The sequence below is a fragment of the Halorussus salinisoli genome (genome assembly GCA_005239435.1).
Classification (GTDB): Archaea; Halobacteriota; Halobacteria; order Halobacteriales; family Haladaptataceae; genus Halorussus; species Halorussus salinisoli.
Window position 1 is genome coordinate 38,648 of the sequence record SZNP01000009.1, and the last position, 12,541, is coordinate 51,188.

Consider the following 12,541-nt stretch of genomic DNA (forward strand, 5'->3'; position numbering starts at 1 on the left):
CTCATGTACGAAGGGAAGGCAATCGCCGTCGTGGTCCCCGCCTACGACGAGGCGGAGTTCGTCGGCGAGGTAATCGACACGATTCCGTCGTTCGTCGACCGCGTCTACCCCGTGGACGACGCTTCGACGGACGGGACGTGGGCCGAGATTCGGTCCGCGGCCCGGCAGGTGAACGGTCGCGGAAACAGACTGCCGGACGGCGCGGGCGAGCTCCGTCGTCACGGGCCCGACGCGGGGCGGTCCGACGCGGAACGGTCCGACGCGGACGTCGAAACTACCGACGAGTCGGCCGGTCTGCGAGTCGTGCCGATTCGCCACGAGACCAATCGCGGCGTCGGCGCGGCCATCAAGACTGGCTACCGACGGGCCTACGACGACGGGATGGACGCCGTGGCGGTGATGGCCGGGGACGGTCAGATGGACCCCGACCAGTTGTCGCAGATTCTCGACCCCGTGGTCTCGGGCCGGGCCGACTACGCCAAAGGCAACCGACTGCTCGCGGACGGCGACGCCGACGGGATGTCGCGGTTCCGACTGTTCGGCAATGCGGTGTTGACTCTCCTCACGAAGGTAGCGAGCGGCTACTGGACGATGATGGACCCCCAGAACGGCTACACCGCTATCTCCCGCGACGCGCTAGACGGACTCGACCTCGACGCGGTGTTCGACGACTACGGGTTCGCCAACGCGATGCTGGTCCACCTAAACGTCGCCGACGCGCGAGTCGCCGACGTCCCGATGCCCGCCCAGTACGGCGAGGAGGACAGCGGAATCCGATACTCGACGTTCGTCCCGCAGTTGTCGGCGCTGTTGGCCAAGGGGTTCGGGTGGCGACTCGCCGAGAAGCACGTCCGACGGGAGTTCCACCCGTTCGTCCTCTGCTACGGACTCGGTGTCGTCGGGACGCTGGTCGGAGCCTACGCCACGGTGCGCGACGCCCGCGCCGCAGGCAGTAGCGAAAAGGAACGTAGAATTAATGCTAAAGGAAATAGATACAATGCTCGAAGACAGAAAGAAGATTCTCGAAGCGAATCGACGAGGGGGTGCGGTCCGATGACGATGCTGGCCGGACTCGCGACGACGGGGCTGGCGATGTCGTTCGACGCGTCCCAGAACGAGGACCTCCACGTCACCGTGGACGCCGACGAGGACGAACTCCGTTCCGGCGACGATACGACCGAACCCGGCGACGATGCCCGGCGGCCCGACGGTGCGGCGGAAACCGGCGAGGTGAGCGACCGATGAAGGTCCTGACCGTCGTCGGCGCGCGCCCGCAGTTCGTCAAGGCGGCCGCGGTGTCCCGCGAACTCCGCCGACACCACGAGGAGGTGTTGGTCCACACCGGCCAGCACTACGACGAGGAGATGTCGGACGTGTTCTTCGACGAGTTGGGGATTCCGGAACCCGACGACAACCTCGGCGTCGGGTCGGACAGCCACGGCGCGCAGACCGCCGAGATGATAGCCGGACTCGAAGAGTTGATCGAGACCGAGGGCCCCGACGCGGTGCTGGTCTACGGCGACACCAACTCCACGCTCGCGGCGGCCGTCGCGGCGTCGAAGATGGACACCGACCTCGCCCACGTCGAGGCGGGACTCCGGAGTTACAACCGCGAGATGCCAGAAGAGGTCAATCGGGTGTTGACCGACCACGCCGCCGACTTCCTGTTCGCGCCCTCCCGGCGCGCGGTCGAGAACCTCCGCGAGGAGTCGGTCCCCGGTGCTGTCCACGACACCGGCGACGTGATGTACGACGCGGTGCTGTGGGCGCGCGACCGGGCCGAAGAACACTCGACGGTGCTGGACGAGTTCGGCGTCGAGGAGGACGAGTACGTGCTGGCGACGGTCCACCGCGCGGGCAACACCGACGACCCCGACCGACTCGCGGCCATCCTCGACGCGCTGGCCGGGGACTCCCGCGAGGTCGTCCTGCCCGCCCACCCCCGAACGATAAACCGTATGCAGGAATACGGAATGTACGAGGGCGCCCGGGAGAGGCTGACCCTGACCGACCCCGCGGGCTACCTCGACTTCGTGCGCTTGCAGGACTGCGCCGACGTGGTGGCGACCGACTCCGGCGGCGTCCAGAAGGAGGCGTTCTTCCTCGACACCCCGTGCGTGACGATGCGCGGGGAGACCGAGTGGCGCGAGACGGTCGAAGCCGGGTGGAACACCCTGGTCGGGGCCGACGAAGAGGCCATCCGCCGAGCGCTGGCGACTGCCGACCCGCCCGCCGACAAGCCCCGCCCCTACGGCGACGGGGACGCCGCGGCGAAGATCACCCGCCTGCTGGACGATGCCTGACAGTCCCACCGACCCCGACCTCCGGGTCGCCGGAGCGCCGTCGGCGGTCGCCGACGCCGAGTTCGCGCTCTTGCTGACCCACGACGTGGACCGGCCGTACAAGACGGTCCAGTCGGTGTACCACGCCCTCGAACGCCGCGACCCTCGTCAACTGAGGGCGCTACTGCCCGGCCGGAACCCGTGGTGGCAGTTCGAGGAGATCATGGACCTCGAAGCGTCGCTGGGCGTCCGGTCGGCGTTCTACTTCCTGCGCGAGCAACACCTGCTCGAACGCCCGCCGACCGACTGGTTCGACCCCTTCTACTGGATAGAGCATCTGGGTCGCTACGTCCTCGAAACGCCCGAGATGGTGGACCTGCTCGACCGCCTCCACGACGGCGGGTGGGAGGTCGGTCTCCACGGGTCCTACGACGCCTACGACGACCGGGACCGCCTCCGGATGGAGAAGACGATGCTGGAGAGCGCCCTCGGCGACGACGTGAAGGGCGGTCGCCAGCACCACCTCAACCGGGGGCCGCGAACGTGGGACCACCACCGCGAAATCGGCCTGCGATACGACGCCAGCCCCGGGTCGAGCGAGGAGTTCGGCTTCGACCACGGCTACCTGCCGCTCCGGCCCTTCGACGACGAGTTCGTGGTGTTTCCGCTGACCGTCATGGAGTGTGCGCTCCCGGACCCCGGCGAGGAGTTCGAGGCGGCGTGGGCCGAGTGCGAGCGCCTGCTGGACGAGGCCGCCGACAACGACGCGGTGATGTCGGCGCTGTGGCACCCTCGGCTGTTCACCGAAGCCGACTTTCCGGGCTACCGGAGGCTCTACCGGCGACTCGTCGAGCGCGCGCTCGAGATGGGCGCGTGGGTCGGTGCGCCCGGCGACTACTACGACCTGCTTGACCACCCCGGAAGCGATTCGGGAGCGACCGAGACCGAAGGGACCGAGACCGACGACGCGGAGGGTCCGGCGACCGGCGTCGTCGCCGAGGGCGGGTACAGGAGTCGCCTACGGTCGCCGCAGGCGGAGGATAACAAAGTGAAAACCGGCGCGAACACCGAGTCAACAGGATGAGAGTCGAGCAACTCGAACTGTCGGAGTGGGAGTCTGCGTTGCCGAGCGATGGATTCGAAGTGTTTCACCGCCCGGAGGCGCTGGAGGTGGTCGCCCGACACACCGACGCCGAGATGAAACTGTTCGGCGGGTTCAAGGGCCAGCAACCCATCGCGCTCCTGCCGGTGTTCGTCCAGCAGAAGTCGGTCGGGACCGCGATTACCTCGCCGCCGCCGAGCATGGGAATTCCGCGCCTCGGGCCGATTCTGATGCCGACGAGTCCGAAACGCCGCAAACAGGAGAAAGTCAACAACGAGTTCACCGAGTCGGTCCTCCAGCAGGTCGGCACCGACCTCGAACTCGACCAGCGACTCGCCGAGGCCGGAGTCGAGTCGCCGACGGCCGAGAAGGTGTTGGACACCCTCGACGTGGACTCGCGGCTGACCCTCTTCCGGATGGAGTGCAACGCGGCCTACGGCGACCCCCGGCCCTACGCGTGGGGGAACCTACGGGTCGAACCGAACTTCACCTACTTCCTCGACGTGGAGGGCCGGAGCTCCGAGGACGTGCGAAAGTCCTTCTCGAAGAGCCTCCGTCGGGACGTCCGGGACGCCGAGGACCTCGACGTGACCGTCGAGACCGAGGGGCTGGAGGGGGCCCGCGACGTCTACCGAGCGACGAGAGCGCGGTACGCCGAGCAGGACGAACCCTTCGCGCTGTCGTGGGCGTACGTCCGGGACCTCTTCGAGGCGCTGGCCGACGAGGACCGAGCGCGGGCCTACGTCGCCCGCGACTCCGATGGCGAGTACCTCTCGGGCATCACCGCCCTCTACTCGAACGACCACGCATACTTCTGGCAGGGCGGCGCGAAGGCGATCTACGAGGGCACCGCGGTCAACAGCCTCATCCACTGGCGACTCATCGAAGACCTCATCGAGGACCCGCCGGTCGAGTCGGTCGCGCAGTACGACCTGATGGGAGCGAACACCGAGCGACTCTGCCGGTACAAGGCCAAGTTCGGCGCGGACCTCGCGCCCTACTACGTCGTGGAGTCGCAGGGCGCGGCGATGAACGTCGCCAAGCGGGCGTACAAGTTAGTGCAGTGAGAGCCTCCGGCGAGTGAACGGCCGGACGAAGCGAACTTTTCCAACTCCTTAACGAATCGGCCATCGAACCGTTTCGCGTTGCATCTCCGTTTCACCGGTTCAACGAGCGAATTACAAAGGCCGAACCGAGCGTCGGTGGCCAGTAGAGGGGTCTACAGCGGACCTCCGAGAACGAATGAGAGTACTGAGCGTCACCGCGAACGTCCCGGGGTTCTACCGGCGGGAGACCGCGGCACTGGCGGAGTTGGGCGTCGAACGAACTACGCTCGAAGTGCCCGGCGACCCGGAGACCGGCCGGTCGGTTCTGGACTACCTCCGGTTCGTTCCGGAGGTGGTGGCCGAGTCCGCGCGCGACTACGACCTCGTCCACGCGAACTACGGCCTGACCGCCCCGGCCGCGCTCGCCCAGACCCGACTCCCCGTCGTTCTCTCGCTGTGGGGGTCGGACCTGCTCGGTACGTTCGGGTTGCTCTCGCGGACCTGCGCTCGACGCGCCGACGAGGTGGTCGTGATGTCCGAGGAGATGGCGGCCGAACTCGACCGGGAGTCTCACGTCGTCGCCCACGGGGTGAACCTCGACCAGTTCCGACCCGCCCCGAAGGCCGAGGCCCGCGCCGCGGTCGGTTGGACCGACGACGCCCGCCACGTCCTGTTCCCCTACGCGCCCGGCCGGGAGGTCAAGGACTTCCCGCGGGCCGGACGCGTGGTGAAGGCGGCCCGCGAACAGGTCGAGTACCCCGTGGAACTCCACCCGCTCGGCGACGTGGCCCACGACCGAATGCCGGACTACATGAACGCCGCCGACGCCCTCCTACTGACGTCCCGCTGGGAGGGGTTACCCAACTCGGTCAAGGAGGCGCTTTGCTGTAATCTCCCGGTGATTTCGACCGACGTGGGCGGCGTTCGCGAGCGCCTGCGCGGCGTCTCGCCGTCGTACGTCGGGAGCTCGGACGCCGAACTCTCCGAGGCGCTGGCCGACGTGCTGGCCGACCCCCGGCGGTCGAACGGCCGGGAGTCGGTCGCGGACCTGCGCGTCGAGCGGACGGCCGCGCGCCTCGCGGGCGTCTACGAGCGCGCGCTCGGCCGCGACCCGGACGAGAGTCCCGACGACGCGAACGGTCGACGAGGAGGCCCGAGAAGACAATGGACACACCAATCGACGCCGAGACCGACGGCGGAGCATCGACGCGACGACTGAGGGCGCAGACGAGAGCGGCGGCCGGTGAGGAACGGAGCGTGAGACGGTGAACGTCGTCGTCACCGTTCAGCACCCCGCGCACGTCCACTTCTTCCAGCCGATACTCCGACGACTCCGGGAGCGCGGCGACGAGGTTCACGTCTTCGCCCGCGAGAAGGACGTGGCGATCGACCTGCTCGACCAGTACGGCATCGACCACACGGTGTTGGTCGGCAAGCCCGACTCGCTCGGGGGACTGGCCCGGATGCAGGCGACCTACGAGTACCGGCTCTGGAAGGCCGCCCGGCGCATCGACCCGGACGTGATGACCGCCATCGGCGGGACCGCGGTGGCGCACGTCTCGTCGCTGGTCGGTGCCAGAAGCGTGGTCTGGCTCGACAACGAGGGGATCTTCGCCCACAAACTGACCACGCCGTTCGCCGACGTGGTGGCCACGCCGCGGCGGTTCCGCGGCGACTTCGGCGACGGTCACGTCCGGTACGACGGTTACCAGGAACTCGCGTACCTCCACCCGAATCGGTTCGACCCCGACCCCGAGGGACTCCGGAGCTACGGCGTCGACCCCGACGCCGAGTACGCGGTCGTTCGGTTCCGCGAGTGGTCTGCGCTCCACGACGTGGGCGAGGCGGGCTTTTCCGGCGCGGACAAGCGCCGACTGGTCGAGAGCCTCGCCGACCGCGCCGAGGTGTACGTCGTCAGCGAGCGTTCGCTCCCGCCGGAGTTCCGGGACAATCGGCTTCCGGTTCCGCCGCACCTCGTCCACGACCTGCTGTACTACGCGAACTGCTACGTCGGCGACTCGGCCACCATGTCCACCGAGGCGGCCCTGCTCGGAACGCCGGCCGTGCGGTGCCAGTCGTTCGCCGACGGCGACGACATGTCGAACTTCGTGGAGTTGGGCGAGTTCGGTCTGCTCTACTCGACCGACGACGGCCGCGAGGCGGTCCGGGAGGCGACGACGCTGGTGCGAAACGACCCCGAAGCGGCGTGGGAGCGCCGCCGTCGGCGACTGCTCGAAGAGAAAATCGACGTAGTTCCGTTCGCGGTTCGACTCCTCGTCCGTGAGGGTCGAACCGCTGGAAGGTCCGAACCCGACGACCGGCCTGGGCAGGCCGACCCGTCGGAACGGCGCTCGAAGGCGCTCAACTAAGGACCGGAGACGTTCGACTACTTCATCTCGGCCACTGCGACCGCCGCGTCGGACTTGAGCCACGCGGCGCTGTTCTCGGTGTCGTAGACGACGATTTCGCCCGCGCCGTCGCTGACGGCGGCGTAGCGTCCGGTCTCGAATTCGGCTTCCTCGCGGTCGTTCCCGCTGTCGTATTTTTCAGTCATTGGGTTGTTTCCACTTTTGGTAGGTAAGTGGGTTTCTATCAGTAACTTACTGTCGCATCCTGATAAGGGTTAGCGAACCCTTCGGTAACTGGGTGAGTGCAAGATTACTTACGAGGGCCAGACGAGCGCCGCAACGCCGGTCCGACGGTTCCGAGGACGGCACTCGCCGACGAGCCGGCCGCGGACCGGCCTCGGAGTCGTCCCTATCGTTCGGAAATAAATAACAACGTCTGAAAAACATTCTCCATCGTTTAGGAAACGTGTACACGTTCACGACGCCGCAGTGACCGAACGGGGACGCCCGACCGGTCGGACCGTTTCGCAGCACCACTCGTCGTTTCGTCGGCTTCGAAACGGCGTTTTCAGGGCCTAAGACGCCACAGGCGGCCCATAACAAAGCCCCGACGCGGGGACGTTTCGGTAACCACGCGTCCGGTCGGACGCGGTCTGATTACCATGGCTACGGACACACGTACCTCCCAGCGCTGGGAGAAAGGCGCACTCATCGTCGGTTTCGTGTCGCTCGCCGCGGCGGTACTGGTCGCTCACGGGTCGCCGCCCGAGGCGTACGAACTCTCGATCTACGCCGGGACGCCGCTGGCGTTCTGGGTCGGAGCGAGCGTCGCGCTACTGGTCGGCGTCTTCCTCGGTCTCCGGACCGAAGGTGTCGGACGGCGACTCGCGCTCGTCCTCGCGGGGTTGGCGATGCTCGCGGTGGCCTCGCTCCCCGTCCTGCGGTCGTACTACTTCTTCGGCGCGGGCGACTCGCTGACCCACCTCGCGTGGGCGAAGGACATCTCCGCCGGGAAGCTATCCGTTCTGGGCTTTCTCTACCCCGGCACCCACACCATCACGGTCCTGCTCTCGGACGCGACCGGGATGGAACTCCACCGCGCGATGTTGGTGATGGTGATGGCGTTCACCGCTATCTTCCTCCTGTTCGTCCCGTTGGCGACGTGGGCCATCACTCGCGACAGGACGGCGACGACGCTGGCCGCGCTGTCGGGACTGCTCTTCCTCCCGCTCAACAACGTCAGCGTCTTCGAGATGCCGCATCCGACTTCGCAGGCCATCATGTTCTTCCCCCTCGTCCTCTACTTGGCGGCGCGGTACCTCACGCGGGCCGACCGCGACGGCCTGTTCGTCGGAACGCCGACGGGCGCGCTGCTGGCGGTCACCTCGATAGCAGTCGTTCTGGTCCACCCACAGCAGGCCGCGAACGTCCTCGTCGTGTTCGGCGCGATACTGATGCTCCAACTGGTCGCCCGGTTCGTCGGGAGTCCCACGACCGACCACCGGACGTTCGCACTTCAGACGATATTCCTCGCCGGGGTGTTCGCAATCTGGGCACCTCGCCACGAGCGCGCGACCGGGGCCACCTCGGCGCTCGTCGGCATGCTGGCGAGCGGGTTCCAGCTCGGGGCCGAGACCACCCAGCGCGCCGGTTCGGTGGGGTCGGTCGGTGGCTCCATCGAGATACTGTTCGCCAAACTGTTCCTCGTGAGTCTGGTGTTCTGCGCGCTCGCGGGCCTGCTGGTCGTCGGCGGGTTCCTCGGACGGTTCGACGACTCCAGGGACGTGACCGCGTTCGCCCGATATCTCGGCTTCGCGCTGGTCCCCCTCGGCGGCCTGTTCGCCGCGTACTTCGTCGTCAGTTACGAGCGACTCCACTTCCGGCAGCTCGGCTTCGTGATGGTGCTGGTGACGATACTCGGCGCAATCGCACTCGCTCGCGGCGTGGACGCGCTCTCGACCCGACTCTCGCCGGGGAGCGCCCGGGCGGTGGTCGGCGTCGCCGTCGTCGCCATGCTCGTGCTGTCTACGCTCACCATATACCAGTCCCCCTACATGTACCAGAGTTCCAGCCACGTCTCCGAAGCACAGATAACCGGGTACGAGACCGCCATCGAGAACCGCGGGTCGGGGTCGTTCGTCGGCATCCGTGCGGACGGCGAGCGATGGACCGACGGGGTTCTCGGCTACGAGGAGAGCCGCGAGCGCAGGTTGGCGGCCGGGAGCCTCTACGCCGACGAGACCCACCCGGCGGTAGACGAGAACTTCACCGGAAGCTACGTCGCCCGCCACTACGGGGGCCAGTATCTCGCGTTCACGGACCGGTCGCGCCAGCAGGACGTCCGGGTGTACGACGGCTTCCGGTTCGACAGGCAGGGGTTCCGGTCGCTCGACGCCGCGCCCGGCCTGAACCGGGTACAGGCCAACGGCGGCTTCCAGTTATACCGGATAAACGGAACGAGCTAAGATGGACCTGAAACGCGTCTCTCGCGGGCTCAAGGCGACCTTCGGGGCGCGTCTGCTCCACATGGCCGCCAGCGGCGTGCTGATGGTCGTCCTCGTGCGATACCTGCTCACGAGCAAGCAGTACGGCCTGCTCGGGTCGGCGCTGGCGGTCCTCGGCGTCGCGCAATTGGTCGGCGACCTCGGCATCGCCAAGTCGGCCGCGCGCTACGTCACGGAGTACCGCGAGACCCAACCCGACCAGGTACCCCACGTCCTCCGGGCCGCGCTCACGTATCGCATCGCGGCCGCCGGGGGAGTGGCCGGGGCGTTCGTGGTGTTCGGCGTCGTCATCGCCGACCTACTGGGCCAGCCCGAAATCGGCCCGCTGCTCGTGGTCGGGGCGGGTTACGTCGCGGTTCACTCGCTGTTCACGTTCACGCAGGTCCTGTTCCAGGGGTTCAACCGCGTGACGTACAGCAGCGCCATCCGCGCTGTCGGCACCGTGTCGCGCCTCGGACTGGCGGTCCTCTTCGTAACCATCTTCGGAGGAGCGATGGGAGCGCTGACCGGTTACATCGTGGGCTACGGTATCGGTGCCGTACTGGGTCTCGGACTGCTGTACGTCGTGGGCTACCGCGGGACCGAGCGGGCCGAGACCCGGGAGGACGGGTTGGCCCGCAAGGTCCTCCGGTACAGCGTCCCGCTGACCGTGACCCGGGGAGCCAACGTCATCGACAAGCGCGTTGACACCATCCTCGTGGGATACTTCATGAACCCGGTCGCGGTGGGCTACTACTACCTCGCCAAGCAGATCGTCGGCTTCGTCCAGACGCCCGCGGCGTCGCTCGGGTTCACCCTCTCGCCGACCTACGGGGAACACAAGGCGGAGGGCGAGACCGACCACGCGGCCCGCATCTACGAGACGACGCTGAAGTACACGCTCCTGTTGTACGTGCCCGCGGCGGCCGGAATCGTACTGGTCGCCGAACCGACCATCACCCTCGTCTTCGGTTCGGACATGGCGTCCGCCGCTCCCGTCCTACAGGTGTTCTCGGGCTACGTCGTCCTGCAAGCCATCGCGTTCGTGACCAGCGACGCGCTCGACTACCTCGGTCGGGCACGCTCGCGGGCCTACGCCAAGGGAGCCACCTCGATAGGCAACTTCCTGCTGAATCTCGTCATGATTCCCCGGTTCGGGGTGGTCGGTGCCGCGGCCGCCACCGTCGTCACCTTCGGGGCCTACACCGTGGTCAACGTAGCGGTCATCCACTCGGAACTATCGCTTTCGGTCGGTCGAATCGCCCGCCACCTCGCGGCGGTCGCCGGGGTCGCGGCCGCGATGTCCGTCGCCGTCTACTTCGTGTTGACCGCGACCTCCGGGGCAGTGGCCGTCGCCACCGCCATCCTGCTCGGAGTGGCAGTCTGGGCGGGCCTGTCGGTCGCTGGCGGTCTCCTCGACCCCGACCGGGTCGTCTCGGTCCTCTCCTGACGGGACGGCCGGACCGCTTCCCGGCGGCGTTTCGTCGCCGAACGAACCGCTTACGCGCGTACAGACGACTCGTAACCTCCGGCAGACGGGGTATAACAAAGGCCGCTCCGGGCCTGCGAACGTCCAAGCGGCGGGTCGTATCCCGCACTACAAACTATGTCGACGAAACCAACAGACCCGAACAAGGCGGTCGTTCTCGGACTCGACGGGGTACCGTGGTATCTCCTCGAAGACTGGATAGACGACGGCGAACTGCCGAACTTCGCGCGCCTCGCCGAGGAGGGGTCGGCCGGACGGTTGGAGAGTACGATGCCGCCGACCACGGCACTGGCCTGGCCGACCATCGCCACCGGAACGTGGCCCGACAAACACGGCGTCTACGCCTTCCAGGAGGTCCAGTCGGACTACACGAACCGGATGAACACGAGCAACGACCTCGCCCGCCCGGAACTCTGGGACGTTCTCTCACCCGCAGTCGTCGGCAACGTCCCGATGACGTACCCCGCCGACGACATCGACGGCCAGATGGTCACCGGCATGATGACGCCCGAGTTCGGCGAGGGGTTCACCCATCCGCCGGACCTCGCAGACGAAATTCTGGACGCGATTCCGGAGTACCAGGTCGGTCTCCCCTGGGAGCAGTACCACGACGACCGGGAGGCGTTCCTCGAAGACTTCGAATCGCTGGTCGCCACCCAGAAGGGGCTTCTCCGGGAGCAGATGGAGGTCGAGGACTGGCGACTGTTCTTCTTCGTCCTCACCACGCCCGACCGACTCCAGCATCTGGTCTGGGACGAGGAGGTCCTCCGCGAACACTACCGGGAGTTAGACGTCGTACTCGGCGACGTTCTCGACTACACCCAGCGCCACGGTGCCAACCTCTTCGTCGTCTCGGACCACGGGTTCGGTCCCATCGACACCTACGTCCACACGAACACGTTCCTCGAACGCGAGGGGTATCTCGCCCGGAAGACCGGGTCGGGCCGCGGGGCGCTCGAACGCCTCGGCCTGACGAAAGACCGGATAGAGGACCTCCTCGGGACGGCGGGCATCACCATCGAGGACCTCTACGACCATCTGCCCGAGCAGGTAATCGAGTCGGTGGCCTCGCAGGTCCCCGGGAGTCACGAACTGTTCGACGTGGACTTCTCGGAGACGGTCGCGTTCACCCACGGCGAGGGGAACCTCTACGTCAACGACACCGAGCGGTTCGACCGAGGCGTGGTCGCACCCGACGAGCGGTCCGCGGTCAAAGCCGAGATTCGGACCGCGCTCGAAGGACTCGAAGACCCCGAAACCGGCCAACGGGTGCTGAAGGTGTACGACGGCGACGAGGTGTTCGAGACCGACGACCACTCGCCCGACCTCGTGGTCCGGGGCAGGACCGACGAGGGCTACCTGAACGGGAACTCGCTCGCGGACTCGGTGTTCACCGAGAGCCACATGAACGCTACCCACAGGCTCGAAGGAGTGTTCCTCGCGTGGGGGCCGTCGATCGAACCCGAGAGCACGCCCGACGAGGCGACGGTCGCGGACGTCGCGCCCACCGTCCTCCACAGCGTCGGCGAACCCGTCCCCGCCGACGCCGACGGTCGAGTCCTCTCGGAGGTGTTCGCTTCCGACTCCGCCGCCGCACGGCGAGGAGTCGAGGAGCGTTCGTACGTCGAACGCGGCACCGACGAGTCCCACGAAGCCGACTTCGAAGAGGTCGAGTCCCGACTCAAGGGACTGGGCTACATGGACTGAGATGCGTTTCCGAACGCGAACGCCGGACGCGCTCGCCGGGCCGGGGTCCACACCCGACTCCCCGCAGACGTTCAAAAACTGCAT

10 protein-coding genes are annotated in these 12,541 nt (G+C 67.2%); 9 read left to right on the forward strand and 1 reads right to left on the reverse strand.

Going from position 1 to position 12,541, the window contains the following annotated elements; translation table 11 throughout:
• Nucleotides 1-3: 3 nt before the first annotated feature.
• From E2484_RS21385 to E2484_RS21410, 6 genes are all read left to right on the forward strand, one after another.
• Entirely contained in the window at nt 4-1,245 is a 1,242-nt protein-coding gene (locus E2484_RS21385) for a glycosyltransferase family 2 protein (RefSeq protein WP_137287227.1), read from the forward strand.
• Entirely contained in the window at nt 1,242-2,303 is a 1,062-nt protein-coding gene (gene wecB, locus E2484_RS21390; RefSeq protein WP_137287228.1) for a non-hydrolyzing UDP-N-acetylglucosamine 2-epimerase, read from the forward strand. The genes E2484_RS21385 and wecB overlap by 4 nt, the downstream gene beginning before the upstream one ends.
• The gene (locus E2484_RS21395) at nt 2,296-3,366 is read left to right on the forward strand and encodes a polysaccharide deacetylase family protein (protein WP_321112903.1); all 1,071 of its coding nucleotides are present in this window, start codon (nt 2,296-2,298) and stop codon (nt 3,364-3,366) included. The genes wecB and E2484_RS21395 overlap by 8 nt, the downstream gene beginning before the upstream one ends.
• Nucleotides 3,363-4,451: a lipid II:glycine glycyltransferase FemX gene (locus tag E2484_RS21400; protein WP_137287229.1), complete on the forward strand. Its 1,089-nt coding sequence runs from the start codon at nt 3,363-3,365 to the stop codon at nt 4,449-4,451. Before E2484_RS21395 ends, E2484_RS21400 begins: the two co-directional genes overlap by 4 nt.
• A gap of 175 nt (nt 4,452-4,626) precedes the next feature.
• Complete coding sequence (locus E2484_RS21405) at nt 4,627-5,649, forward strand: glycosyltransferase family 4 protein (protein ID WP_137287230.1); 1,023 nt, start codon at nt 4,627-4,629, stop codon at nt 5,647-5,649.
• A 46-nt stretch (nt 5,650-5,695) separates the two neighbouring features.
• Entirely contained in the window at nt 5,696-6,799 is a 1,104-nt protein-coding gene (locus E2484_RS21410) for a DUF354 domain-containing protein (RefSeq protein ID WP_137287231.1), read from the forward strand.
• Between the two features lie 17 nt (nt 6,800-6,816).
• On the opposite strand, the gene E2484_RS25285 is transcribed toward E2484_RS21410, so the two are convergent.
• Entirely contained in the window at nt 6,817-6,984 is a 168-nt protein-coding gene (locus E2484_RS25285; RefSeq protein ID WP_170977455.1) for a DUF7331 family protein, read from the reverse strand.
• A gap of 456 nt (nt 6,985-7,440) precedes the next feature.
• Between E2484_RS25285 and E2484_RS21415 the strand changes: the two genes are divergently transcribed.
• The 3 genes from E2484_RS21415 (at nt 7,441) to E2484_RS21425 (ending at nt 12,457) form a co-directional block, all read left to right on the forward strand.
• A complete protein-coding gene (locus tag E2484_RS21415; RefSeq protein ID WP_137287232.1) occupies nt 7,441-9,243 on the forward strand; it encodes a hypothetical protein in 1,803 nt (600 codons plus the stop codon).
• Nucleotide 9,244: 1 nt separating this feature from the next.
• Nucleotides 9,245-10,711, forward strand: a complete 1,467-nt coding sequence (locus E2484_RS21420) for an oligosaccharide flippase family protein (RefSeq protein ID WP_137287233.1) — start codon at nt 9,245-9,247, stop codon at nt 10,709-10,711.
• 156 nt (nt 10,712-10,867) lie between these two features.
• Complete coding sequence (locus tag E2484_RS21425) at nt 10,868-12,457, forward strand: alkaline phosphatase family protein (protein ID WP_137287234.1); 1,590 nt, start codon at nt 10,868-10,870, stop codon at nt 12,455-12,457.
• Nucleotides 12,458-12,541: the final 84 nt, after the last annotated feature.